Annotated in this window: 23 protein-coding genes and 1 riboswitch; of the genes, 17 read left to right on the top strand and 6 right to left on the bottom strand. The window is 62.8% G+C overall.

Annotation, left to right across the window (positions count from 1 at the left end; genetic code table 11):
* The first annotated feature begins 122 nt into the window (after positions 1-122).
* The 5 genes from cysM (at position 123) to CF161_RS05725 (ending at position 6,202) form a co-directional block, all read left to right on the top strand.
* Positions 123-1,025 (top strand): cysteine synthase CysM, encoded by a 903-nt coding sequence (gene cysM / locus CF161_RS05745; protein ID WP_020295621.1) that lies wholly within the window; start codon positions 123-125, stop codon positions 1,023-1,025.
* Positions 1,025-2,377, top strand: coding sequence for a 23S rRNA (uracil(1939)-C(5))-methyltransferase RlmD (rlmD, locus tag CF161_RS05740; RefSeq protein WP_020295620.1), 1,353 nt, complete (start codon positions 1,025-1,027; stop codon positions 2,375-2,377). The genes cysM and rlmD overlap by 1 nt, the downstream gene beginning before the upstream one ends.
* Positions 2,378-2,497: 120 nt before the next feature.
* Positions 2,498-4,741, top strand: a complete 2,244-nt coding sequence (gene relA, locus CF161_RS05735; protein ID WP_020295619.1) for a GTP diphosphokinase — start codon at positions 2,498-2,500, stop codon at positions 4,739-4,741.
* A 61-nt stretch (positions 4,742-4,802) separates the two neighbouring features.
* Complete coding sequence (gene mazG / locus CF161_RS05730; RefSeq protein WP_020295618.1) at positions 4,803-5,636, top strand: nucleoside triphosphate pyrophosphohydrolase; 834 nt, start codon at positions 4,803-4,805, stop codon at positions 5,634-5,636.
* A 26-nt stretch (positions 5,637-5,662) separates the two neighbouring features.
* Positions 5,663-6,202, top strand: coding sequence for a DUF2058 domain-containing protein (locus CF161_RS05725; protein ID WP_020295617.1), 540 nt, complete (start codon positions 5,663-5,665; stop codon positions 6,200-6,202).
* A 56-nt stretch (positions 6,203-6,258) separates the two neighbouring features.
* Here the strand turns inward: CF161_RS05725 and CF161_RS05720 are convergent, their stop codons facing one another.
* The 4 genes from CF161_RS05720 to purM form a co-directional block, all read right to left on the bottom strand.
* Positions 6,259-6,447, bottom strand: a complete 189-nt coding sequence (locus CF161_RS05720; RefSeq protein WP_020295616.1) for a hypothetical protein — start codon at positions 6,445-6,447, stop codon at positions 6,259-6,261.
* A 288-nt stretch (positions 6,448-6,735) separates the two neighbouring features.
* Entirely contained in the window at positions 6,736-7,449 is a 714-nt protein-coding gene (locus CF161_RS05715) for a DUF3108 domain-containing protein (RefSeq protein ID WP_020295615.1), read from the bottom strand.
* Between the two features lie 8 nt (positions 7,450-7,457).
* Positions 7,458-8,108, bottom strand: a complete 651-nt coding sequence (purN, locus tag CF161_RS05710; RefSeq protein WP_020295614.1) for a phosphoribosylglycinamide formyltransferase — start codon at positions 8,106-8,108, stop codon at positions 7,458-7,460.
* On the bottom strand, positions 8,108-9,166 hold the full coding sequence (purM, locus tag CF161_RS05705; protein WP_020295613.1) for a phosphoribosylformylglycinamidine cyclo-ligase: 1,059 nt from the start codon (positions 9,164-9,166) through the stop codon (positions 8,108-8,110). Before purM ends, purN begins: the two co-directional genes overlap by 1 nt.
* 383 nt (positions 9,167-9,549) lie before the next feature.
* Here purM and CF161_RS05700 point away from each other — a divergent pair, with 383 nt between their 5' ends.
* The 6 genes from CF161_RS05700 to CF161_RS05675 all read left to right on the top strand — a co-directional run bounded on the left by CF161_RS05700 (position 9,550) and on the right by CF161_RS05675 (position 14,843).
* The gene (locus tag CF161_RS05700) at positions 9,550-10,581 is read left to right on the top strand and encodes a DUF2066 domain-containing protein (protein ID WP_020295612.1); all 1,032 of its coding nucleotides are present in this window, start codon (positions 9,550-9,552) and stop codon (positions 10,579-10,581) included.
* A 35-nt stretch (positions 10,582-10,616) separates the two neighbouring features.
* Positions 10,617-11,690 (top strand): AI-2E family transporter, encoded by a 1,074-nt coding sequence (locus CF161_RS05695; protein WP_020295611.1) that lies wholly within the window; start codon positions 10,617-10,619, stop codon positions 11,688-11,690.
* Positions 11,691-11,918: 228 nt separating this feature from the next.
* Positions 11,919-12,623 carry a DnaA regulatory inactivator Hda gene (hda, locus tag CF161_RS05690; protein WP_020295610.1) on the top strand — a complete coding sequence of 235 codons (705 nt, stop codon included), beginning with the start codon at positions 11,919-11,921 and terminating at the stop codon, positions 12,621-12,623.
* A gap of 213 nt (positions 12,624-12,836) precedes the next feature.
* Positions 12,837-13,457, top strand: coding sequence for a C40 family peptidase (locus CF161_RS05685; protein ID WP_043228701.1), 621 nt, complete (start codon positions 12,837-12,839; stop codon positions 13,455-13,457).
* A 165-nt stretch (positions 13,458-13,622) separates the two neighbouring features.
* Complete coding sequence (locus tag CF161_RS05680; RefSeq protein ID WP_020295608.1) at positions 13,623-14,156, top strand: C40 family peptidase; 534 nt, start codon at positions 13,623-13,625, stop codon at positions 14,154-14,156.
* Positions 14,157-14,180: 24 nt separating this feature from the next.
* On the top strand, positions 14,181-14,843 hold the full coding sequence (locus tag CF161_RS05675) for a class I SAM-dependent methyltransferase (protein WP_020295607.1): 663 nt from the start codon (positions 14,181-14,183) through the stop codon (positions 14,841-14,843).
* Positions 14,844-14,845: 2 nt separating this feature from the next.
* Here the strand turns inward: CF161_RS05675 and CF161_RS05670 are convergent, their stop codons facing one another.
* Both CF161_RS05670 and CF161_RS05665 read right to left on the bottom strand, forming a co-directional pair.
* A complete protein-coding gene (locus CF161_RS05670; protein WP_020295606.1) occupies positions 14,846-16,165 on the bottom strand; it encodes a sorbosone dehydrogenase family protein in 1,320 nt (439 codons plus the stop codon).
* A 73-nt stretch (positions 16,166-16,238) separates the two neighbouring features.
* A complete protein-coding gene (locus CF161_RS05665) occupies positions 16,239-16,820 on the bottom strand; it encodes a hypothetical protein (RefSeq protein WP_020295605.1) in 582 nt (193 codons plus the stop codon).
* Between the two features lie 168 nt (positions 16,821-16,988).
* A riboswitch (cobalamin riboswitch) is annotated at positions 16,989-17,223 on the top strand.
* A gap of 79 nt (positions 17,224-17,302) precedes the next feature.
* Between CF161_RS05665 and cobO the strand changes: the two genes are divergently transcribed.
* Genes cobO through CF161_RS05635 form a run of 6 tightly spaced genes read left to right on the top strand, consistent with a single transcriptional unit; the run spans position 17,303 to position 23,259 of the window.
* Positions 17,303-17,914, top strand: a complete 612-nt coding sequence (gene cobO, locus CF161_RS05660; RefSeq protein WP_020295604.1) for a cob(I)yrinic acid a,c-diamide adenosyltransferase — start codon at positions 17,303-17,305, stop codon at positions 17,912-17,914.
* A 10-nt stretch (positions 17,915-17,924) separates the two neighbouring features.
* Complete coding sequence (locus tag CF161_RS05655; RefSeq protein ID WP_020295603.1) at positions 17,925-19,274, top strand: cobyrinate a,c-diamide synthase; 1,350 nt, start codon at positions 17,925-17,927, stop codon at positions 19,272-19,274.
* Positions 19,271-19,921, top strand: coding sequence for a 5,6-dimethylbenzimidazole synthase (gene bluB / locus CF161_RS05650; RefSeq protein WP_020295602.1), 651 nt, complete (start codon positions 19,271-19,273; stop codon positions 19,919-19,921). The genes CF161_RS05655 and bluB overlap by 4 nt, the downstream gene beginning before the upstream one ends.
* A complete protein-coding gene (gene cbiB, locus CF161_RS05645; protein ID WP_020295601.1) occupies positions 19,918-20,826 on the top strand; it encodes an adenosylcobinamide-phosphate synthase CbiB in 909 nt (302 codons plus the stop codon). Before bluB ends, cbiB begins: the two co-directional genes overlap by 4 nt.
* Positions 20,819-21,811: a threonine-phosphate decarboxylase CobD gene (cobD, locus tag CF161_RS05640; RefSeq protein ID WP_020295600.1), complete on the top strand. Its 993-nt coding sequence runs from the start codon at positions 20,819-20,821 to the stop codon at positions 21,809-21,811. Before cbiB ends, cobD begins: the two co-directional genes overlap by 8 nt.
* The gene (locus tag CF161_RS05635; RefSeq protein WP_020295599.1) at positions 21,808-23,259 is read left to right on the top strand and encodes a cobyric acid synthase; all 1,452 of its coding nucleotides are present in this window, start codon (positions 21,808-21,810) and stop codon (positions 23,257-23,259) included. The genes cobD and CF161_RS05635 overlap by 4 nt, the downstream gene beginning before the upstream one ends.
* Position 23,260 lies beyond the last annotated feature (1 nt).

Raw genomic sequence — 23,260 nt, 5'->3', positions numbered from 1 at the left:
GTCGCGATGGGCCTGAGTGGGGCTTATGCCTTTAAGCCATAAGCCCCGCACTTTGCGTGATATGGCCTGCGCACGTTTGCCGGTATGATAGGCGCCCCCGCAGTCTGGATTGCGAATACGTCATGACCTTGCAGTACCCAACCATCGCCGATTGCGTCGGCAACACCCCGCTGGTGCGCCTGCAGCGCCTGCCCGGAGCCACCAGCAACACCCTGCTGCTCAAGCTTGAGGGTAATAACCCGGCCGGCTCGGTCAAGGATCGTCCGGCGCTGTCGATGATCACTCGCGCCGAGTTGCGCGGGCAGATCCACTCGGGCGACACCCTGATCGAAGCGACCTCCGGCAACACCGGGATTGCCCTGGCCATGGCGGCGGCGATCAAGGGTTACAAAATGATCCTGATCATGCCCGACAACTCCAGTGCCGAGCGCAAGGCCGCGATGACGGCCTACGGTGCCGAGCTGATCCTGGTCAGCCAGGAAGAGGGCATGGAAGGCGCGCGCGATCTCGCTGAGCGGATGCAGGCCGAAGGCCGTGGCAAGGTGCTCGACCAGTTCGCCAACGGCGACAACCCCGAGGCGCACTACACCGGCACCGGTCCGGAAATCTGGCGTCAGACCGAGGGCGGGATCACCCACTTCATCAGCTCCATGGGCACCACCGGTACCATCATGGGCACCTCGCGCTACCTGAAAGAACAGAACCCCAATGTGCAGATCATCGGCCTGCAGCCGATGGAAGGCTCGGCCATCCCCGGCATTCGCCGCTGGCCCCAGGAATACCTGCCGAAGATCTACCAGGCCAGCCGCGTCGACCGCATCGTCGACATGGCCCAGAGCGAAGCCGAAGACGTGACCCGGCGCCTGGCCCGTGAAGAGGGCATCTTCTGCGGCGTCTCTTCAGGCGGTGCGGTGGCGGCGATGTTGCGCCTGTCCCGGGAAGTGGAAAACGCGGTGATGGTCGCGATCATTTGTGACCGTGGCGATCGTTACCTGTCGACCGGCATCTTCGATGCGCCCAACTGATGGCCAAGCACGAGAGAGGCCTGCGCTTCCAGCCCACTGGCGGTAGCCGGGCCCCACAGATACCGACCGGTAAAAAGCAGCGCCTGAGCATCGAGCGCCTGGCCAATGACGGCCGGGGGATTGCCTTTCTCGACGGACGCACCTGGTTTGTCACCGGGGCGTTGGCGGGGGAGGAGGTCGAGGCGCGAGTGCTGGGTGCTCACGGCAAGGTCGTGGAAGCGCGCACCGAGCGTGTGTTCCAGGCCAGCGAGCTGCGTCGGCCGATGCCGTGCGCCCATGCCGGCCGCTGTGGCGGTTGCAGTGTCCAGCACCTGCCCCACGACGAACAGTTGGCTCTGAAACAGCGCATGCTCGCCGAACAATTGTCGCGGGTTGCCGGCGTGCAGCCCGATGAATGGGCGGCGCCACTGAGCGGTCCCGAGTTTGGCTATCGGCGTCGCGCGCGGATTGCCGTGCGCTGGGATGCCAAGGCGAAAAAACTTGAAGTGGGTTTCCGCGCCGCCGGCAGCCAGGACATCGTCGCCATCAGCGAGTGCCCGGTGCTGGTACAGCCCTTGCAACCGATCATGAGCCGCTTGCCGGCCATGTTGCAGCGCTTGAGCAAGCCTCAGGCCCTGGGGCATGTGGAGCTGTTCAGCGGTTCGGCGATTGCCGTGCTGCTGCGGCACATGGCCCCGTTGTCCGAGGCTGACCTGAGCATTCTCAAGGAATTCTGCACCTTCCATGACGCCCAGTTGTGGTTGCATGGCGAAGGCGATCCACAGCCCCTGGAGCCGAACCAGGCCCTGGGCTTTCGCCTGGAGTCCTGGGATTTGCACCTGGCGTATCGACCAGGGGATTTTGTCCAGGTCAATGCCGGCGTCAACGAGGCGATGGTGGCCCAGGCCCTTGAGTGGCTGGCACCGAAGGCGGATGAGCGGGTCCTGGACCTGTTCTGCGGCCTGGGCAATTTTGCCTTGCCCCTGGCGCAGCAGGTTCGCCAGGTGGTGGCGGTTGAAGGCGTGGCGAGCATGGTGGCTCGCGCGGCGGAAAACGCAGCCAGCAACAATTTGCATAACACGCAGTTTTTTCAGGCCGATTTATCGCAGCCTCTGGGTGCTGTCGAGTGGGCGGAAGAGGGCTTTTCTGCGGTACTCTTGGACCCACCCCGTGACGGTGCTTTCGAGGTGGTCCGCAAGCTTGCGAGCCTCGGCGCCCAACGGTTGGTCTATGTGTCATGCAACCCTGCAACTTTGGCGCGTGACACGGTCGAATTGGTCAAACAGGGCTATCGGTTAAAACGTGCCGGGATCCTCGATATGTTTCCTCAGACGGCGCATGTCGAAGCCATGGCGTTATTTGAAGCGAGCTAGGATGGCTCGTCTAATCCGACTGGCCGCCAGGCACCGCTCGCTGGCCCTGCGAGCAGGCCCTGGCACCTAAGGTCAGCGATTTGACGCATTGAATGTGCGTCGTAGGGAAGGTAAAGCAAGATGGTACAGGTGAGAGCGCACCAGCCGATCAACACCGACGGCAGTATCAATCTCGAGGCATGGCTCGATCATGCGGTCAGCGTCGATCTGGCACTTGACCGTGAAGCCTTGAAAGAAGCCTGCGAGTACGCTCGCGAGGCCGAGCAACAACACAATGCGGCGAAGAACCTGTGGGCCGAAGGCACCTCGAGTTTTCGCACCGGCCTTGAGATCGCCGAGATCCTCGCCGACCTCAAGCTGGACCAGGATTCGCTGGTGGCGGCGATACTTTATCGTGGCGTGCGCGAAGGCCAGATCCAGTTGCCTGCGGTCAGCCAGCGCTTCGGCCCGGTCGTGGCCAAGCTGATTGACGGCGTGCTGCGCATGGCGGCGATCAGCGCCAGCCTGAGCCCGCGCCAGTCCCTGGTGCTGGGCACCCAGGCGCAGGTCGAGAACCTGCGCAAGATGCTGGTGGCCATGGTCGACGACGTGCGCGTGGCCCTGATCAAGTTGGCCGAACGCACCTGCGCGATTCGTGCGGTTAAAACCGCTGACGATGAAAAACGCAACCGGGTTGCCCGCGAAGTCTTCGATATCTATGCGCCCCTGGCTCACCGACTCGGTATCGGCCATATCAAGTGGGAACTCGAAGACCTGTCGTTCCGTTACCTGGAGCCCGAGCAATACAAGCAGATCGCGACCCTGCTCCATGAGCGGCGTCTGGATCGCGAGCGGTTCATCTCCGACGTGATGAACCAGTTGCAGATTGAATTGCAGGCCACCGGCGTCGATGCCGACATCAGCGGCCGGGCCAAGCACATCTATTCGATCTGGCGCAAAATGCAGCGCAAGGGTCTGGAATTCAGCCAGATCTACGACGTGCGCGCGGTGCGGGTACTGGTCCCGGAAATGCGCGACTGCTACACCGCGCTGGGGATCGTCCACACCCTGTGGCGGCACATTCCCAAAGAGTTCGACGACTACATCGCCAACCCCAAGGAAAACGGCTACCGCTCCCTGCACACCGCAGTGATCGGGCCCGAGGGCAAGGTGCTGGAAGTGCAGATCCGTACCCACTCGATGCATGAGGAGGCGGAGCTGGGGGTCTGTGCCCACTGGCGCTACAAGGGCACTGACGTCAAATCCGGCTCGAACCATTACGAAGAGAAGATTTCCTGGTTGCGCCAGGTCCTCGAATGGCATGAGGAGCTGGGGGATATCGGCGGCCTGGCCGAGCAGTTGCGGGTCGATATCGAACCGGACCGAGTGTATATCTTCACCCCGGACGGTCACGCCATCGATCTGCCCAAGGGCGCGACGCCGCTGGACTTCGCCTACCGGGTGCACACCGAAATCGGCCACAACTGCCGTGGCGCGAAGATCAACGGGCGCATCGTTCCGCTCAACTACAGCCTGCAGACCGGCGAGCAGGTGGAGATCATCACCAGCAAGCACGGTACGCCAAGCCGTGACTGGCTGAACCCGAACCTGGGCTACGTGACCACGTCCCGGGCGCGGGCGAAGATCGTGCACTGGTTCAAGTTGCAGGCTCGCGATCAGAACGTCGCCGCCGGCAAGACCTTGCTCGAGCGCGAACTCAATCGCCTCGGCCTGCCCCAGGTGGATTTCGACAAGCTGGCCGAAAAGGCCAACATGAAAATCGCCGAGGACATGTTTGCCGCGCTCGGGGCTGGCGACCTGCGCCTGGCGCAACTGGTCAACCTGGCCCAGCAACTGGTGGAGCCGGAGCGCGGCAACGAGCAACTGGAGCTGATCCCGCGCAAAGCCACGGGCTACAAACCGGGCAAGCGCGGCGATATCCAGATCCAGGGCGTGGGCAACCTGATGACCCAGATGGCCGGCTGCTGCCAGCCGCTGCCCGGGGATGCGATCGTCGGTTACATCACCCAGGGCCGTGGAGTGAGCATTCACCGCCAGGATTGCGCCTCGGTGCTGCAACTGTCCGGGCGCGAGCCGGAGCGGATCATCCAGGTCAGCTGGGGCCCGGTGCCGGTGTTGACCTACCCGGTCGACATCATCATCCGTGCCTACGACCGCTCCGGTTTGCTGCGTGATGTTTCCCAGGTGCTGCTCAACGAGCGGATCAACGTGCTGGCGGTCAACACCCGCTCGAACAAAGAGGACAACACGGCGTTGATGTCCCTGACCATCGAGATCCCGGGCTTGGACGCGCTGGGGCGGTTGCTGGGGCGGATTTCCCAGCTGCCGAACATCATCGAAACCCGCCGCAACCGGACCCCATGACCTGTCGCCGTCGCCGGTTGCGACCGGCGGCGGCCATGGCCTGTGTGAAATGGATAAATTGATGTACAGCCTTGAAGATTTGTTGCACCTGATGGCCCGGCTGCGCGACCCGCAATACGGTTGCCCCTGGGATACCAAGCAGACCTACGCCAGCATCGTCCCGCATACCCTCGAAGAAGCCTATGAAGTGGCCGACGCCATCGAGCGTGGCGACTTCGATCACCTGCAGGGTGAATTGGGCGACCTGCTGTTCCAGGTGGTGTATTACAGCCAGCTGGCGCGGGAGGAGGGGCGTTTTGAATTCGACGGCGTGGTCGATAGCATCACCCGCAAGTTGATCCGGCGTCATCCCCACGTATTCCCCACCGGCGACCTGTACGCGCCGCTTGACACGCCACGGCTCGATGAAGAGCAGGTCAAGCGCCGCTGGGAAGAGATCAAGGCCCAGGAGCGCGCCGAGCAATCGGCGGCCCCGTTGCAGCTGTCCCTGCTCGATGATGTGCCGGCAGTTTTGCCGGCGTTGTCGCGCTCCGCCAAGTTGCAAAAGCGCGCGGCCCAGGTCGGCTTCGATTGGCCGGACGCGCTGCCGGTGGTGGACAAGGTCCGTGAAGAGCTCGATGAGGTGCTCGAAGCCATGGTCGACAACGACCCGGCGGCGATCACCGATGAAATCGGCGACCTGCTGTTTGCCGCGGTCAACCTGGCCCGGCATCTGAAGGTCGACCCTGAAACCGCCTTGCGCGGTGCCAATGCCAAGTTCGAGCGACGCTTCCGATTTATCGAGCAGGCATTGCGCGAGACCCACCGTCCCATGGAAGATTGCACCCTCGAAGAGTTGGACGCCTTGTGGGGCGAAGCCAAACGTCAGGAAAAGAATTTGCCCAGCTGTGGCTGAGGCTGTTGCCTAAGTGAGTAAGCACCATGAGCCTTTCCCTTCGCGACCAGTTGCTCAAAGCAGGGCTGGTCAACCAAAAGCAGGCCAAACAGGTCGGCAAAGACAAGCAGAAGCAGCAACGCCTGGCCCATAAAGGCCAGATTGAACTGGACGATTCGCAGCAACGTGCGGCCCAGGAAGCGATGGCCGAAAAGGTCAAGCGTGACCAGGAGCTGAACCGTCAGCAGCAGGAGAAGGCCGAGCAGAAGGCCCGTGCGGCCCAGGTCAAGCAATTGATCGAGGTGTCACGCCTGCCCAAGCTGACCACCGAGGATTACTACAACTTCGTCGACGACAAGAAGGTCAAGCGCTTGTCGGTGAACGCGCTGATGCGCAACAAGTTGAGCAGTGGTTCGTTGGCCATCGTGCACCACGGCGGCGGCTACGAGGTGATCCCTCGTGAGGCGGCGCTGAAGATCCAGGAGCGCGATCCGCAGCGCATCGTCCAGCTCAATACGCCGACCGAGGCGCCGGATGAGGACGATCCGTACGCCGCCTACCAGATCCCTGACGATCTGATGTGGTAAGGCCGCAGTAAATGACAAACCCCGCTCATGGCGGGGTTTGTCGTTTTTCAAGTCGGTCAGGAGGCCTGAGTCGTTCGGCCCTGCTCTTGCTTTTCAAGTTCGGCTTTATAGCTGTGGGCGTCGGTTTCGGAATGAAACATCCCCACCAGCATGTCTTGTTGATGCACGTCCCAGATCCGTATACCTGCGGCTACGCCTTCATGGGACATATGTGAATCGTCGCGTTCAGTTACTTTTACAGTCATCTGCTAGCTCCAATCTCTGTTGATCTGCAGCAAGGCGTGTGCAGGCCTTTGTTATATATTTTGTTAGCTTGCTAAGTAAACGCTCTTGAGCTGCAACAGATATTTGCAGAATCGGCAAAAGTCCTGCAGGCCGCGGAAACCGTGACATTTCGCCGCAGGCCGCTGAGTTTTATGACAAAAGTTTCATCTTCGCCGGCTTGCGGATTGGGCCTGTCGAAGGCTGATCTCCGGAACGGCAGGCGAAAAAAAGCCTCGCATGAGCGAGGCTTTTTATCGGCTGGAGACGGATCAGCTGCCTTTGACAGCCTTGCCGTTGACGGTGCCGTTGAGGAGCATGATGTTGTACTCCTTGCCGTCGGTTTCAACCTGCTGCAGACGGACCAGCAGGTAGTCCCAGTCCTTGGCGAACCACATCACCGTGGTGCGCTTGCTTTGCGTCGGATCACGCACGCGCTCGACCTTGATCGCTTCGATCTGGCCGGCCTTGGTATCGACCTTCTCGGCGCCCAGGACACGGAAGTCATAGGTGTCGACTTCGCCACCATCGACGACCTGGTAGCTCATGCTCTTCTTGCCGGCGGCTACATCGTGCTGCAGGGCCAACTGATAGGTGGACTTGTCGACCATGCCGCGGTTGAGCGACAGCTTGACCGGATCGCCACGGTCGGTGCCGGTGACCATCTTGGCAGTCCAGTCGAAGTCCAGGTCAGCCTTTTTGGCTTTGCCCAAGCCGCCACGTTCGAAGTGGTAGGACTGGGGCAGCAAGGTGTCCTTGTCCAGGGTCAGGGTGCTTTCTTCGGTCAGGCTGGCAATCATCATGGAGGCCTTGAAGCTCAGCTTCCAGGCGCCATTGCTGGTTTTTTCAAGGCTGCGTTCAGCGGTACCGCTCATTGGAAGCTGTTTCCAGTCGGCGGTATAGCTGGCGGAGAAAGGTTGAAGGTCCGCCGCCTGCACAACGGGCAGGGCGAGCAGAGCGCAAGCGAAGAGCAGGGCACGACGCATAAAATCTCCTAGGTTCGAATCAAATAGCCGCTGGCGGCAAGTAGCTGACCATCCAGTAAAGCACCCTGTTCGCCGAGCGTCAGCCGACCTTCGGCAAACCAGCGCACGGCCAGCGGGTAGATCTGGTGTTCCTGGGCATGTACTCGCTGCGCCAGGCTGTGCGGCGAGTCGTCCAACTCTACCGGGATCACTGCCTGTACGACCAGAGGTCCGCCATCGAGTTCCTCGGTGACAAAGTGCACGCTGCAGCCGTGCTCAGTGTCTGCGGCCTCCAGCGCGCGCTGGTGAGTATGTAACCCTTTGTATTTGGGGAGCAGCGAGGGGTGGATATTGAGCAGGCGGCCCTGGTAGTGACGCACGAAGTCCGCGCTGAGAATGCGCATGAAGCCGGCCAGTACCACCAGTTTGGGGTGGAAGGCGTCGATCAGTTCGATCAGCGCGGCATCGAAGGCTTCGCGGCCTTCGAAGGCCTTGTGATCCAGGGCGCGGGTCGCGATACCCGCATCCTTGGCGCGTTGCAGGCCGTAGGCGTCGGCGCGGTTGGAGATCACCGCAGCGATGCGCACCGGGCTGTCGCCGGTGCGCGTGCTGTCGATCAGGGCCTGCAAGTTACTGCCGGTGCCGGAGAGCAGCACCACGACATCACAGGTTGCAGGCATCAGTGCGCCTTAAGGTTCTTCAGTTCAACCTGAGCCGCGCCTTCAGGGGCGGTGGCGATCTGGCCGATGACCCAAGGCTGCTCGCCGGCTTCACGCAGTACGTTCAGCGCAGTTTCAACGTGCTCTTGAGCCACGCAGATGACCATGCCCACGCCGCAGTTCAGCACGCGGTGCATTTCGGTTTCATTGACGTTGCCTTTCTCTTGCAGCCAGTCGAATACCGCAGGACGCTGCCAGCTGGCCACGTCGACAATCGCCTGGGCGCCTTTTGGCAGGACGCGCGGAATGTTGTCCAGCAGGCCGCCACCGGTGATGTGGGCCATGGCCTTGACTGCGCCAGTGTCCTTGATCAGCTTGAGCAGCGGTTTGACGTAGATGCGGGTCGGAGCCATCAGCAGGTCGGTCAGCGGTTTGCCGTCGAGCTGGATGTTTTCGATGTCGGCACCCGACACTTCGATGATCTTGCGGATCAGCGAGTAGCCGTTGGAGTGCGGGCCGGACGATGGCAGGGCGAGCAGGGCGTCGCCGGCAGCGACTTTGGAGCCGTCGATGATTTCGGATTTTTCCACGACGCCGACGCAGAAGCCGGCCAGGTCGTAGTCTTCGCCTTCGTACATGCCAGGCATTTCAGCGGTTTCGCCGCCGACCAGGGAGCAGCCGGACAGTTCGCAGCCAGCGCCGATACCGGTGACCACTTGGGTCGCGGTTTCAACGTTGAGCTTGCCGGTGGCGTAGTAGTCGAGGAAGAACAGCGGCTCGGCGCCACACACCACCAGGTCGTTGACGCACATGGCTACCAGGTCGATGCCGATGCTGTCGTGCTTGTTCAGGTTCAGCGCCAGGCGCAATTTGGTGCCCACGCCGTCGGTGCCGGAGACCAGCACGGGCTGTTTGTAGCCGGCCGGGATTTCGCAGAGGGCGCCGAAACCGCCCAGGCCGCCCATGACTTCCGGGCGCGCAGTGCGCTTGGCGACGCTCTTGATGCGTTCGACCAATGCTTCACCGGCGTCGATGTCTACACCGGCGTCCTTGTAGCTCAGGGAGGGTTGCTTGCTCATGATCCAGGCCTTTAGGGGATTCAGGGGTGTCGACCGAGTCCAGTGAGACCGCCAAGACACTGCGAGCGGGTTTGCCGTCGGAGTATTTCAGGGTGCCCAGCTATAGCCGGTCTGCGAAGGCGCGCGATTTTATCAGGCTTGAGAGGCAGCGGCCATCCTCGGGCCGACGGGCAGGGGTATATCGCGTTAAAAAAACCATTACGGCGCATGTTGGTGGCCGTGTACATGGCTGTATAAGGTATAGCCTCTAAGCGGCTATCGTTATGGCAGTACGAAAACTTACCCGGGACCTGTGAATGTTTTGCCGGAGTCAGTGGTCACAGCCTTGCGCGATCTGCTTCACAGGTTCTGTTTCAACCGTTTTTTGTCGTCGGGAATCTTCCATGCGTTTGTGTAAATTTCTTTTTGTGGGCTGTTTGTCGTTGGTCAGCCTGGCGAGTCATGCCGAAACCCTCAATGGCCTTTATCAAGTTCGCGAACCGGTCAGCAGCCAGACTCCGGAAGAGCGTGAGCAGGCCACCCAGCGTGCGCTGGAGACCCTGGTGCTGCGTTTGACCGGCGACGCCAAGGCGGCCCAGGGCCCCGGGCTGGCGGCGGTGCGCAAGGATCCGCAGCAGATCATCAGCCAGTACGGTTATGACGCCGGGCCACCAGAGAGTCTGCAGGTCGATTTCGACCCGGTGAGCACTGATCGCGCGCTGCGCCAGGCCGGTTTGTCGTTGTGGGGCACCAATCGCCCCTCCATTCTTGGCTGGTGGTTGAGCGACTCGGTCGAGGGTTCGAGCCTGGTGGGTGATGGCCAGGCCAGCGCCTTGCCGCTGCGGCGTGCGGCGCAGCATCGCGGTTTGCCACTGCGCCTGCCCCTGGGCGATCTGGAAGAGCAACTGGTGGCCACTGCGCCGAACCTGGAAGGGGCGGATCCGGCGCCGTTGCGCGCGGCATCCGAACGTTATGGGGCCGATGCCTTGCTGGCCGTGCATGCCCGGGAGGAGGGCGGTCAGTGGCAGGCCAAATGGCGCTTGTGGCTGGGAGATCAAAAAGAGCAGGGCAGCGTCCAGGGGGCCGATACCGCGGCTCTGGCCGATGCCGTGTTGCTGGCGGTCAGCCAGCGCCTGGCGCCGCGTTTTGTCAGCAAGCCGGGAACGGCCAGCGAGCAGTTGCTTGAGGTACAGGGCATGAACCTGGAGCGCTACGCGGCGCTGGAACATTTGTTGGAGCCTTTTGGCGCGCAGTTGCAGAGCGTCGAGGGTGATCGTGTGGTGTACCGGGTCAATGGCAGCCCGGAGCAGGTGCGGGCGCAGTTGTCCCTGGCCAAGCTGGCGGAGGTGTCGCCTGGCGAGGCCCAGGCCCCGGCTCAGCCGGCGGTTGAAGGCGCTGTGGCGGCACCGATTCCGCAGTTGCGCTTTCGTTGGTAAGCAGTTCTTTCCTTATATAGAAGATGGAGTGGTTCATGGCCGATTCGCGTCGTTGGGTCTGGTTGGGCGGGTTGGCCCTGCTGTGTGCGTTTGTGTACCTGTTGCATCCGATCCTGACGCCGTTCCTGGTGGCCCTGTTGCTGGCGTATCTGTTCGACCCGCTGGTGGATCGCCTGGAAAAACATGGCCTCTCGCGCACCTGGGGCGTGGTGGCGGTGTTCGCGCTATTTACGCTGATCGTCATGGCGCTGTTGCTGATCCTGGTGCCGATGCTGGCCAAGCAACTGTTGCGCCTGTACGAGCTGGCGCCGCAGATGCTCGATTGGTTGCAGCACACGGCTATGCCGTGGGTGCAGTCCAAACTCGGGCTGGCCGACGGCTTCTGGAAGTTCGACAAGGTCAAGGCCGCGATCAGCGAGCATATGGGCCAGACCACCGACATCGTCAGCTTGGTACTGAGCCAGGCGACCGCGTCGGGCCTGGCGTTGATTGGCTGGCTGGCCAACCTGGTGCTGATCCCGGTTGTCAGCTTCTATCTGTTGCGTGACTGGGACCTGATGATGGCCAAGATCCGCAGCCTGCTGCCCCGCGATCGCGAAGAGCGCGTGGTGGCCCTGGCCGGCGAGTGCCATGAGGTGCTGGGGGCGTTTGTCCGCGGGCAACTGCTGGTGATGCTGGCGCTGGGGGTGATCTACGCTGCCGGCCTGATGCTGGTCGGGCTGGAGCTGGGGCTGTTGATCGGCCTGATTGCCGGCCTGGCGGCCATCGTGCCTTATATGGGGTTCGTCATCGGTATTGGCGCGGCGTTGATTGCCGGCTTGTTCCAGTTTGGCGGCGACCTGTATCCCATGATCGGCATCGTCGCGGTGTTTATGGTCGGCCAGGCGCTTGAGGGTATGGTCCTGACGCCGCTGCTGGTGGGTGATCGCATAGGCCTGCATCCGGTGGCGGTGATCTTCGCGATCCTGGCGGGTGGCGAGCTGTTCGGCTTTACCGGGGTGCTGCTGGCCTTGCCGGTGGCGGCGGTGATCATGGTGCTGGTGCGCCATATGCACGACTTGTACAAGGACTCTGACATCTACAGTGGTGTCGAAGACCCGGATCTGTAGCCACTCATGGGACAGCGCCAGGGCGGGCCCGGCAGGATCGGGCCCGCCCTGGCGATTGTTCTGGCTGTCACATTTGCCGTCAAAGCCACGCCCCTGATTCCCTCCGATTAACGCAAACCTTTGATTTTGCTTGTGGTCTGTTGCATTGTGCGGCCGGCGTCACGGGTATAAACTTTGCAAACTTTACACAGAGGCCACTAACGGTTCATTTCGAACTGTTCAGTCAGCATGAAACCGATTCAGCTGCCCCTAGGTGTGCGTCTGCGTGATGACGCCACCTTCATCAATTACTACCCAGGCGCCAATGCCGCTGCACTCGGCTATGTCGAGCGGCTTTGCGAAGCCGACGCCGGCTGGACCGAAAGTCTGATCTACCTGTGGGGCAAGGATGGGGTAGGGCGTACGCATCTGTTGCAGGCGGCCTGCCTGCGTTTCGAGCAAATGGGTGAGCCGGCGGTCTACCTGCCATTGGCGGAGCTGCTCTATCGCGGTATCGAGATCCTCGACAACCTTGAGCAATACGAGCTGGTGTGCCTGGATGACCTGCAGGCGGTCGCGGGCAAGGCGGATTGGGAAGAGGCGCTGTTCCACCTGTTCAATCGCTTGCGTGACAGTGGTCGGCGATTGCTGATCGCGGCCTCGACCTCGCCTCGTGAATTGCCGGTCAAGCTGGCGGACTTGAAGTCGCGCCTGACCCTGGCGCTGATTTTCCAGATGCGGCCTTTGTCCGATGAGGACAAATTGCGCGCTTTGCAGTTGCGCGCTTCTCGTCGCGGACTGCACCTGACCGACGAAGTCGGGCATTTTATTCTGACCCGCGGTACCCGCAGCATGAGCGCCTTGTTCGAGCTGCTTGAACGTCTCGATCAGGCCTCTTTGCAGGCCCAGCGCAAGCTCACAATCCCCTTCCTCAAAGAAACCCTGGGCTGGTAAAACTGCGGCCTGTAGCGGGTTTTGGCATATTCCAGGCGCCAAAAAAATCGCTTCCTGAAACGCTTCAGGACGCGCGCAGCTTTTAAATTGGGCTTAAGGCCTTAGATGTAAAGGAGAAACCCATAAGTCACATTTGGATCGATTGAATTTGCAAATGAGGACGATAGAGGGCATAGTCTCGGCTTCTTTACAACTTCAGCCACGGTCGTGCCCATGCTAAATCGCTTCGCACCCCTCGTGCCTCTCGCACTCGTCACCCTGTTGTTTGGTTGCGCCGCTCACTCTCCAGTGACCCAGCAGCAACAAGTGCAGCAGGTTCAACACTCTGTTAAGGCTCAGTCTTCCGTTGTTTACCAGGAAGAGCTGGCCACCGAAAAAGAACTGGCCGAGTTCGCTGATAGCAAGCCTTATCAGCTGCCTGTTCTGGCCGACAGCATCCTTGAACGCGGCATGTCCCTGATCGGTACCCGTTACCGTTTCGGCGGCACCTCTGAAGCCGGTTTCGATTGCAGCGGTTTTATCGGTTATCTGTTTCGTGAAGAGGCCGGCATGAACCTGCCGCGCTCCACTCGCGAAATGATCAACGTGAATGCCCCTCTGGTCGCTCGCAACAACCTCAAGCCTGGTGATCTGCTGTTCTTCAGCACCAATGGTCGTGGCCGTGTCAGCCATGCCGGGATCTACCTGGGCGATGACCAGTTCATCCACTCCAGCAGCCGCCGCAGCGGTGGTGTTCGAGTCGATAGCCTGGGTGATCGCTACTGGAGCAAAACCTTTATCGAAGCCAAGCGTGCACTCGCCATGGCGCCGACCACGGTCACTGCTCGCAAGTAAACGTACTTTTTGTAAGGCGAACTTAAAGTCTTACTTGAAGTTTGGCGCGTAGCCGCTAGAATCCTGATCTATTGTTGATGACTAACCGCGTAAGCCCTGCTTACGCGGTTTTGTTTTCAGCCTCACGGCAGAGAAAGCCGCATCCGGATCAGGGTTGTTCTGCTTATGTCGACGTCGGCCCGCCTCACCCTCATTGTTCTCGCAGCGCTGCTCAGCGCCTGCGCCAGCCGTACTCCACCGCCTGCGCCGGTAGTACGCGCCCCGGTCTTCAATACCACCCAGACCTTTTCCCCTGCTGCCGAAGATGTGCTGTTTCGTGCTTTGGGCCTGGTGGGTACGCCGTATCGCTGGGGTGGTAATACCCCTGATGCCGGTTTCGATTGCAGTGGCCTGATCGGCTACGTCTATCGTGACGCCGCGGGTATTTCCCTGCCGCGTTCGACGCGCGAGATGATCGGCATGCGCGCCCCGGATATCAGCAAGGATTCGCTGCAAACCGGTGACCTGATCTTTTTCGCCACCAATGGCGGCTCCCAGGTCAGTCATGCCGGGATCTATGTCGGCGAGGGGCGTTTTGTCCATGCCCCGGCCACCGGCGGTACGGTCAAGCTGGACAGCCTGTCCAAGGCCTATTGGCAAAAGGCCTACCTCAGCGCCAAGCGCGTCCTGCAACCCGGGCAACTGGCCCACAATCCTTAGTTTCCTGCCTGCGTCGAGGTGTTGATGACTGCCCGTAGCCTCAATCTCGACGACGCCCTCTATCACTATCTGCTGGACGTCTCCTTGCGCGAGACGCCCCTGCTGCGCCGTCTGCGCGAAGAAACCCAGGCCCTGCCCACGGCGCGCTGGCAGGTGGCGCCGGAGCAGGGTCAGTTCCTTGCGTTATTGGTACGCCTGATGGGCGCACGGCGTCTGCTGGAGGTGGGCACCTTCACCGGCTATAGCGCGTTATGCATGGCGGCGGCACTGCCGGACGATGGCTCGCTGATCTGTTGCGATATCCCCGGTGACTACAACGCCACCGCGATCCGCTACTGGCAGGAAGCCGGTTTGGCGGGGCGCATCGAACTGCGGCTGGCGCCGGCCCTGGAAACCCTCGTTCAACTGCAGGGGGCGGGGCAACAGGGCAGCTTTGACCTGATCTTTATCGATGCCGACAAGGCCAATTATCCGGCTTACCTGGAAAGTGCGCTGAGCCTCCTGCGAGTGGGCGGGCTGGCGGTGTTTGATAACACCTTGTGGAGCGGCAGGGTGCTGCAGGTCGAGCCGGACAGCGCCGACACCCAGGCCATCCAGGCACTCAATCGCGCCTTGAAGGATGACCCGCGTGTCGATCTGTCGCTGTTACCCCTGGGGGATGGTCTGACCTTGTGCCGCAAGCGCTGAGGTCATTGCGCCTTGGCTGGCGACACGCGCCAGATCTTGTTGCCGACATCGTCAGCCACTAACAGGCTGCCCTGCTGATCGATCACTACCCCGACCGGGCGGCCCATGGCTTTTTCGTCGTCGCTGAGAAAGCCCGTGAGCACATCCACCGGTTGTCCCTGAGGCCTGCCGTCGCTGAACGGGACGAAAATCACTTTGTAGCCACTGTGGGGCTTGCGGTTCCATGAGCCGTGCTGGCCGATAAACGCGCCCTGGGTGAAGGCTGGCAACTTGCTGCCTTCGGCAAAGGTCAGGCCGAGTGAGGCGGTGTGCGGCCCGACGGCATAATCCGGAGCGATGGCCTTGGCCACCAGGTCGAGATTCTGTGGCGAGACCCGCACATCCACGTGCTGCCCGTAGTAGCTGAATGGCCAGCCATAGAAGGCGCCGTCCTTGACCGAAGTAATGTAGTCCGGCACCAGGTCGCTGCCGATTTCATCGCGCTCGTTGACCGCGGTCCAGAGTTGCCCGCTGTGGGGCTCCCAGGCCAGGCCGTTGGGGTTGCGCAGGCCCGAGGCGAAGATCCGATGATTGCCCGTGGCGCGATCCACTTCCCAGATCGCTGCCCGTCCCTGCTCCTGGTCCAGGCCGTTTTCACCGACGTTGCTGTTGGAGCCGACCGTAACGTAAAGCTTGCTGCCGTCCTTGCTGGCAATCACGTTCTTGGTCCAGTGGTGGTTGAGGGGGCCGCCCGGCAGGTCGACGACTTTGGTCGGCGGTGCGCTGATGGAGGTTTCACCGTCTTTATAGGGGAAGCGCAGCAACTGATCGGTATCGGCCACGTACAGGTCGTTGCCGACCAGGGCCATGCCGAACGGTGAGTTCAGGTTCTCGAGGAATACGGTGCGGGTTTCCGCCACTCCGTCGTGGTCCTGGTCGCGCAGCAAGGTGATGCGGTTGGCGCTCGGCACGCCGGCGCCGGCCCGACCCATGACCTTCTCCATGACCCAGCCACGGATGCCTTTGCTGTCATCGGGCTTGGGCGGGGCGTTGGTCTCGGCCACCAGCACGTCGCCATTGGGCAGCACATAGAGCCAGCGTGGGTGATCGAGTTTTTCGGCGAATGCCGCGACCCGGGTGCCTGGCGCGGCGATGGGCGTGGCGCCCTCGGGCCAGCCGATGGCTGGCGCGATATTCACCGTGGGGATCAGGGTTTTATTCGGCTCCGGCAATTGCGGTGACGGGCCGGTGCCGTCCGACACTTGCAGGGTGGAGGTTTCGCCGCAGCCGGCAAGGCCCGCGGCGACGGCGATCAGAAGAGCGATTTGGGGCTTGATGAGCATGCCGATGTCCCTATGAATGCACTGGAGTCGTTGTATTCATAGAGGAGCATAGCCAGTCGATGGTTCAACCTGATCAGCGGGCCTCTTTGAACAGCACGGCGACCCCGGGGTGGTAGTTGCCGCTGTCGTTGTGCAGCTTGCGGTAGGCGTAGGGGAAGTACCAGGCAACGGCGCAGGTGTGTTCCTTTTGCAGGTCGTCGAGCATGTCCTGGAGTTCTTCCGGTGTGGCGCTGTGCTGGGCCTTGAGTGGGGCGATAAACAGGCAGCCCAGCCGCAGCTCATTGGGGTAGGCGATGGTTCTGGCATCACTGCTGACATCCAGCAGGGCCTGGGTCAGTTGCAGGTTGTTGACCCGTGGCCAGCGCTGGCTGACCTTGAGGAAAGCGCGTTCCTCGCGGGTGGCCAGGTACAGGTCGGCGCGGCCATTGCGATTGCCTTCTTCGAGCTGCTTTTTGCTCGGGCTGTGCTGCAAGGTGACCATTTCTGCCATCCAGGCGGCGGCCGACAGCAGGCCGAGGTTGGCCTGTTCATCAAACCAGTACGGGCATTCGTTGTCGCCGCGCACCTCGTTGTAGCGGTCAATGCAATCAAACCAGCGCTCCAGCATCGGGCGCAGAAACTCCAGTTTCGGATTGCTGATGATCATGCCTTGCATTGAACTCACCCTTGTTTTTGTCAGATAGATTTGGGTAGCCAGATTGTGGCTATTTGATATCACTGCTTGCAGTGTGGCACAAGATTGGCGTCATTTTATTGATCTGGTGCAGTGCTTCGCGCTCGCCGACGGCCGGCTTTAATTGACGCTCCACCCCCAACCCTCTAACCTTCGCGACTTGTTTCAGGTGCTCTGTGGCCATGGGTCGACAGGGTGAAACAGGGAAGCCGGTGAGTGCGTGTTCCGAACAGGAACGGGCGACGATTCCGGCGCTGCCCCCGCAACGGTAAGTGAGTCAAGACCGCGCTTGGTGCCACTGTGTCGAACTGACATGGGAAGGCGCGCGGTTCGGCATTAGTGCTGCTCACAAGCCCGGAGACCGGCCTGATCCATCCAACGGCATCACGGTGGGCGATGCCAGGCTTGCGCCTTCTATTTCTATTCCTGCCCCCCGTTATCCAGCCCCAACGGAGAGCTGCCCCATGACCCAATCCCCCGATCGTGACGAGCGCCATCTGGCGCGCATGTTGCGCAAAAAAGCCGTGATCGATGAACGCATCGCCAACTCGCCGAACGAGTGCGGGCTGCTGCTGGTGCTGACCGGCAATGGCAAAGGCAAGAGCAGCTCGGCCTTTGGCATGCTCGCCCGCTCCATGGGCCACGGCATGCAATGCGGCGTGGTGCAATTCATCAAGGGCCGCAACAGCACCGGGGAAGAGTTGTTTTTCCGGCGCTTCCCGGAACAGGTGCGTTTTCATGTGATGGGCGAGGGCTTCACCTGGGAGACCCAGGACCGCCAGCGCGATATCGCCGCTGCCGAGGCTGCCTGGGAAGTGTCCCGTCAGTTACTGCGCGACCCGGCCATCGGCCTGGTGGTGCTCGATGAGCTGAACATCGCCCTCAAGCACGGTTACCTCGACCTGGACCAGGTGCTCAGCGACCTGCAGGCCCGTCCACCGATGCAGCACGTGGTGGTCACCGGTCGCGGCGCCAAGCCGGAAATGATCGAACTGGCGGACACCGTCACCGAAATGGGCGTGGTCAAACATGCGTTCCAGGCCGGGATCAAGGCGCAGAAAGGGGTGGAACTGTGAGTGCCCGAGCATGAGTGATGCTCGTCATTGCCCGGCGGTATTGATCGCCGCCCCGGCGTCCGGCCAGGGCAAAACCACCGTGACCGCCGCCCTGGCGCGCCTGCACCGCAACCAGGGGCGCAAGGTCCGGGTGTTCAAGTGCGGCCCGGACTTTCTCGACCCGATGATCCTCGAGCGTGCCAGCGGCGCGCCGGTGTACCAACTGGATATGTGGATGGTCGGCGAGCAAGAGAGCCGTCGCCTGTTGTGGGAGGCCGCCGCCGAGGCGGACCTGATTCTGATCGAAGGGGTCATGGGCCTGTTCGACGGCACGCCGTCCAGCGCCGACCTGGCGCGGCATTTTGGCGTGCCGGTGCTGGCGGTGATCGACGGCACGGCCATGGCCCAGACCTTCGGCGCCCTGGCTCTGGGGCTGGCGCGCTACCAGCCGGACTTGCCATTCGCCGGCGTGCTGGCCAATCGGGTCGGCACCCTGCGCCATGCCCAGTTGCTCGAAGGCAGCCTGACCGAAGGCTTGCGCTGGTATGGCGCTTTGTCCCGGGAGACCGGTATCGAACTGCCGAGTCGTCACCTGGGGCTGGTGCAGGCCCGAGAACTCAACGACCTCGACCTGCGCCTGGACGCGGCGGCGCAGGCCCTGGCCGGCAGCTGCGAAGTGGCGCTGCCGCCAGCGGTCACCTTCGCCGCCCCCGAGCGAGTGAACGCCGAGCCGTTGCTGGCTGGAGTGCGCATCGCCGTGGCCCGGGACGAGGCCTTTGCCTTCACCTATGGCGCGAGCCTGGACCTGCTGCGGGCGATGGGCGCCGAGTTGTCATTCTTTTCGCCGATCCACGACCGCGAGCTGCCGCCTGCCGACAGCCTGTACCTGCCCGGTGGCTACCCGGAACTGCATCACCAGGCCCTGGCCGAAAACAGCGCGATGCTCGCGGCGATCCGCGCCCACCACGGCGCCGGCAAACCCTTGCTCGCCGAATGTGGCGGCATGCTCTACCTGCTCGATTCCCTGACTGATGTCGAGGGCCACAGTGCCCGTCTGCTGGGGCTGCTGCCCGGTGACGCGGTGATGCAAAAGCGCCTGGCGGCCCTGGCCCTGCAGGACGTGCAGTTGCCGGAAGGCACCTTGCGCGGCCACACCTACCACCATTCGCTGACCAATACCGAACTGACGCCGATTGCCCGTGGCGTGAGCCCCAATGGCGGGCGTGGCGCCGAGGCGGTGTATCGCGATGGGCGGATGACCGCCTCGTATGTGCACTTCTATTTCCCGTCCAACCCGGCGGCGGTGGCGGCGCTGTTCGCCCCGCAGCCGTTGCTGGCGACTGTCGGCAAGCCGGCGCCAGCGGTAGCTGAACTTTCATGACCGACAATGCTTTTTCGGCTGTCGAACGGGCCGCGGTCTATCGGGCCATTGCCGAGCGGCGTGATATGCGCCACTTCGCCGGTGGCAGCGTCGAGCCGGTGCTGTTGCAGCGCCTGCTCGAGGCCGCGCACCAGGCGCCCAGTGTCGGCCTGATGCAGCCGTGGCGTTTTATCCGCATCAGCAACCCTGAGCTGCGCGGCAATATCCAGCAGTTGGTGGAAGAAGAGCGGGTGCGCACCGCCGAGGCCCTGGGCGAGCGCTCCGATGAGTTCATGAAACTCAAGGTCGAGGGCATCAACGATTGTGCCGAGGTGCTGGTGGCGGCCTTGATGGACGGGCGTGAGCGGCACATCTTCGGCCGCCGTACGCTGCCGGAAATGGACATGGCCTCGCTGTCCTGCGCGATCCAGAACCTGTGGCTGGCGGCGCGGGCCGAGGGCCTGGGCATGGGCTGGGTATCGCTGTTCGAACCCCAGGCCCTGGCTGACCTGCTGGGGTTGCCGCCCGGCGCCAAGCCCCTGGCAGTGCTGTGCCTGGGGCCGGTCACCGAGTTTTACCCGGCGCCGATGCTGGCACTGGAAGGCTGGGCGCAACCGCGTCCGCTGAGTGAATTGCTGTATGAAAATTTCTGGGGAGTGAGTCAATGAGTGTGGCGTTGCTGAGTGTCGCCGGGGTTGCGCTGGATGCGCTGCTGGGCGAGCCCAAGCGCTGGCATCCGCTGGTGGCGTTCGGCCGTTTTGCCGATCGCATCGAGCAACGTTTCAATTCCGCCGGACGCGGCTGGCGCAGCCATGGGGTGACGGCCTGGGTACTGGCGGTGCTGCCGCTGACCCTGCTGGCCACGGCGCTGTCATGGCTGCCGTATATCGGCTGGCTGGTGGAGATTCTGGCGTTGTATTGCGCCCTGGGCTTGCGCAGCCTGGGTGAGCATGTCGAGCCGGTGGCCCAGGCGTTGCGCAGCGATGACCTGGAGCAGGCGCGGCAGCGGGTCGGTTACCTGGTCAGTCGTGAGACCAGCGAGCTGGACGCCACCGCCGTGGCTCGCGCCGCCACCGAATCGGTGCTGGAAAATGGCAGCGATGCGGTGTTCGCGGCGTTGTTCTGGTTTGCCGTGGCAGGCGCGCCGGGGGTGGTGCTCTATCGCCTGAGCAACACCCTGGACGCGATGTGGGGCTATCGTAATGAACGCTTCGAACGCTTCGGCTGGGCGGCGGCAAAAATCGACGATGTGCTCAATTACATTCCGGCGCGGCTGGTGGCCCTGACCTACGCGCTGCTGGGCAAGACCCGCCTGGCGCTCAAGTGCTGGCGGCGCCAGGGCCCGACCTGGGACAGCCCGAATGCCGGCCCGGTGATGGCGGCGGGCGCCGGAGCCCTGGGGGTGGAACTGGGCGGCGCGGCGATCTATCACGGTGAATTGCACCAGCGTCCGCCGCTGGGTGAGGGCGTGCCGGCGGACGCCGACTCCATCGATCGCGGCTGGCAGTTGGTGCAGCGCGGGGTGTGGTTATGGCTATTGATTCTGTGTGTGGGGGCTGAGTTTTATGCTTGAGCACGGCGGACGGCTGCGCAAGGCCGCGGCGCAATACGGCATCGCGGAGAACGCCTGGTTGGATCTGTCCAGCGGCCTGGCTCCCTGGCCATTTCCGATCCCGGAGATCCCCTTGCGCGCCTGGGCACGCCTGCCGGAAACCGATGACGGCCTGGAGCGCGCGGCGTGTGACTACTACGGCGCCAGCGAAGTATTGCCGGTCGCCGGGTCGCAAGCGGCGATCCAGTTGCTGCCGCGTTTGCGCCGCGCCGGCAAGGTCGGGGTGTTGTCGCCGTGCTACGCCGAGCACGCCGAGGCCTGGCGCCGCAGCGGCTATATCGTGCGCGAGGTGCTGGAGCAGGAAGTCGACTTCTTCCTCGACAGCCTCGATGTGCTGGTGGTGGTCAACCCGAACAACCCCACCGGCCTGAGCCTGACTCCGGAGCGCCTGCTCGACTGGCATGGGCGCCTGGCCCAGCGCGGTGGCTGGCTGGTGGTGGATGAAGCCTTTATGGACACCACCCCGCAACTGAGCCTGGCGGCCCACGCGCACCAGGTGGGGCTGATTGTGTTGCGTTCGTTTGGCAAGTTCTTCGGCCTGGCCGGTGTGCGCCTGGGTTTTGTCCTGGCCGAACGCAAGCTGCTCAAACTGCTGGCCGAACAGGTGGGCCCGTGGGCCGTGAGCGGCCCGACCCGAGTGGTGGGCCAGGCCTGCCTGCAGGATGCCCCGGGGCATGCCCGCCAGCGTTTGCGGTGCGACGCGGCCAGCCTGCGCCTGGCGGCCATTCTTGAGCGCCACGGCCTCAAGCCGCAGGGCGGCTGCGCGCTGTTTCAATGGTTGATCGTGGCCGACGCCGAGAACCTCTACGAGTTCATGGCGCGGCGCGGCATCCTCCTGCGGCTGTTCGTGCACAACAGCAGCCTGCGTTTTGGCCTGCCGGCCGATGAAGCCGACTGGTCGCGCCTGGAGCAAGCGCTGCAGGCCTATTCCAAGGACACCCCATGACCACCTTGATGGTGCAAGGCACCACATCGGATGCCGGTAAAAGTACCCTGGTCACTGCCCTGTGCCGCTGGCTGATCCGCCAGGGTGTCGGCGTGGTGCCGTTCAAACCGCAGAACATGGCGCTCAACAGCGCGGTCACCGCCGATGGCGGCGAAATCGGTCGGGCCCAGGCGGTCCAGGCCCAGGCGGCCAACCTCGAACCGCACACTGACATGAACCCGGTGCTGCTCAAGCCCAACAGCGATACAGGCGCCCAGGTCATCATTCATGGGCGCGCCGTCACCAGCATGAATGCGGTGGCCTATCACGACTACAAGGCTATCGCCATGCAGGCGGTGCTGGCGTCCCACCAACGGCTGAGCGCGGCTTATCCGGTGGTGATGGTGGAGGGCGCCGGGTCGCCGGCGGAGATCAACCTGCGGGCCGGCGATATCGCCAATATGGGGTTTGCCGAAGCGGTGGACTGTCCGGTGCTGTTGATTGCCGACATCAACCGCGGCGGGGTCTTTGCCCATCTGGTGGGCACTCTGGAGCTGCTGTCGGCCACTGAGCAGGCGCGGGTCAAGGGCTTCATCATCAATCGTTTTCGCGGCGATATCGCCTTGCTGCAACCGGGCCTGGACTGGCTCGAGGCGCGCACCGGCAAACCGGTGGTCGGGGTCCTGCCGTATGTGATGGACCTGCACCTGGAGGCCGAGGACGGCATCGACCAGCGTCAGGCGGTCAAGGTCGAGCACGTATTGAAGGTTGTGGTGCCGGTGTTGCCACGGATCAGCAACCACACCGATTTCGACCCCTTGCGCCTGCATCCTCAGGTCGATCTGCAGTTCGTCGGGCCGGGCCAGGCGATTCCGCCGGCCGACCTGATCATCCTCCCCGGCTCGAAAAGCGTGCGCAGCGACCTGGCGTACCTGCGGGCCAATGGTTGGGAGGAGGCCATCGCCCGGCACCTGCGTTACGGCGGCAAGCTGCTGGGCATTTGCGGTGGTTTGCAGATGCTCGGCGAGCAGGTCCATGACCCGCTGGGCCTCGAAGGGCCGCCGGGTTCGAGCCCGGGCCTGGGTTTGCTGGCATTCGCCACCGAGCTTGAGGCGCACAAGCAACTGCGCAATGTGCGTGGCCACCTGACCCTGGAGAACGCCGCCGTCAGCGGCTATGAAATCCATGCCGGAGTCACCACCGGGCCGGCCCTGGAGCGGGCGGCGGTGCTGCTGGATGACGGCCGCAGCGATGGCGCCTGCAGCGCTGACGGGCAGATTCTCGGCAGCTACCTGCACGGCCTGTTCGAGGCCCCGGCGGCTTGCACGGCGCTGCTGCGCTGGGCGGGCCTGGCGGACGTGCAGGAAGTCGATTACCACGCCCTGCGCGAGCGCGATATCGAGCGCCTGGCCGACCTGGTGGAGCAACACCTGGACACCGCCTACCTGCGTGAACTCTGCGGGCTTTAAC

It is taken from the genome of Pseudomonas sp. CF161 (assembly GCF_000416215.1).
GTDB lineage: Bacteria > Pseudomonadota > Gammaproteobacteria > Pseudomonadales > Pseudomonadaceae > Aquipseudomonas.
This window is presented reverse-complemented; position numbering and strand designations above follow the sequence as displayed.

What these genes read in the sequence shown, in the direction of transcription:
- hda (WP_020295610.1), top strand. Translation starts at nt 11,919, where the DNA reads ATGAAACCGATTCAGCTGCCCCTAGGTGTGCGTCTGCGTGATGACGCC.
- CF161_RS05670 (WP_020295606.1), bottom strand. Translation starts at nt 16,165, where the DNA reads ATGCTCATCAAGCCCCAAATCGCTCTTCTGATCGCCGTCGCCGCGGGC.
- CF161_RS05655 (WP_020295603.1), top strand. Translation starts at nt 17,925, where the DNA reads ATGAGTGATGCTCGTCATTGCCCGGCGGTATTGATCGCCGCCCCGGCG.
- CF161_RS05700 (WP_020295612.1), top strand. Translation starts at nt 9,550, where the DNA reads ATGCGTTTGTGTAAATTTCTTTTTGTGGGCTGTTTGTCGTTGGTCAGC.
- relA (WP_020295619.1), top strand. Translation starts at nt 2,498, where the DNA reads ATGGTACAGGTGAGAGCGCACCAGCCGATCAACACCGACGGCAGTATC.
- CF161_RS05725 (WP_020295617.1), top strand. Translation starts at nt 5,663, where the DNA reads ATGAGCCTTTCCCTTCGCGACCAGTTGCTCAAAGCAGGGCTGGTCAAC.
- purN (WP_020295614.1), bottom strand. Translation starts at nt 8,108, where the DNA reads ATGCCTGCAACCTGTGATGTCGTGGTGCTGCTCTCCGGCACCGGCAGT.
- CF161_RS05680 (WP_020295608.1), top strand. Translation starts at nt 13,623, where the DNA reads ATGTCGACGTCGGCCCGCCTCACCCTCATTGTTCTCGCAGCGCTGCTC.
- bluB (WP_020295602.1), top strand. Translation starts at nt 19,271, where the DNA reads ATGACCGACAATGCTTTTTCGGCTGTCGAACGGGCCGCGGTCTATCGG.
- rlmD (WP_020295620.1), top strand. Translation starts at nt 1,025, where the DNA reads ATGGCCAAGCACGAGAGAGGCCTGCGCTTCCAGCCCACTGGCGGTAGC.
- CF161_RS05695 (WP_020295611.1), top strand. Translation starts at nt 10,617, where the DNA reads ATGGCCGATTCGCGTCGTTGGGTCTGGTTGGGCGGGTTGGCCCTGCTG.
- cbiB (WP_020295601.1), top strand. Translation starts at nt 19,918, where the DNA reads ATGAGTGTGGCGTTGCTGAGTGTCGCCGGGGTTGCGCTGGATGCGCTG.
- CF161_RS05635 (WP_020295599.1), top strand. Translation starts at nt 21,808, where the DNA reads ATGACCACCTTGATGGTGCAAGGCACCACATCGGATGCCGGTAAAAGT.
- CF161_RS05665 (WP_020295605.1), bottom strand. Translation starts at nt 16,820, where the DNA reads ATGCAAGGCATGATCATCAGCAATCCGAAACTGGAGTTTCTGCGCCCG.
- cobD (WP_020295600.1), top strand. Translation starts at nt 20,819, where the DNA reads ATGCTTGAGCACGGCGGACGGCTGCGCAAGGCCGCGGCGCAATACGGC.
- cysM (WP_020295621.1), top strand. Translation starts at nt 123, where the DNA reads ATGACCTTGCAGTACCCAACCATCGCCGATTGCGTCGGCAACACCCCG.
- CF161_RS05720 (WP_020295616.1), bottom strand. Translation starts at nt 6,447, where the DNA reads ATGACTGTAAAAGTAACTGAACGCGACGATTCACATATGTCCCATGAA.
- CF161_RS05715 (WP_020295615.1), bottom strand. Translation starts at nt 7,449, where the DNA reads ATGCGTCGTGCCCTGCTCTTCGCTTGCGCTCTGCTCGCCCTGCCCGTT.
- cobO (WP_020295604.1), top strand. Translation starts at nt 17,303, where the DNA reads ATGACCCAATCCCCCGATCGTGACGAGCGCCATCTGGCGCGCATGTTG.
- CF161_RS05675 (WP_020295607.1), top strand. Translation starts at nt 14,181, where the DNA reads ATGACTGCCCGTAGCCTCAATCTCGACGACGCCCTCTATCACTATCTG.
- CF161_RS05685 (WP_043228701.1), top strand. Translation starts at nt 12,837, where the DNA reads ATGCTAAATCGCTTCGCACCCCTCGTGCCTCTCGCACTCGTCACCCTG.
- purM (WP_020295613.1), bottom strand. Translation starts at nt 9,166, where the DNA reads ATGAGCAAGCAACCCTCCCTGAGCTACAAGGACGCCGGTGTAGACATC.
- mazG (WP_020295618.1), top strand. Translation starts at nt 4,803, where the DNA reads ATGTACAGCCTTGAAGATTTGTTGCACCTGATGGCCCGGCTGCGCGAC.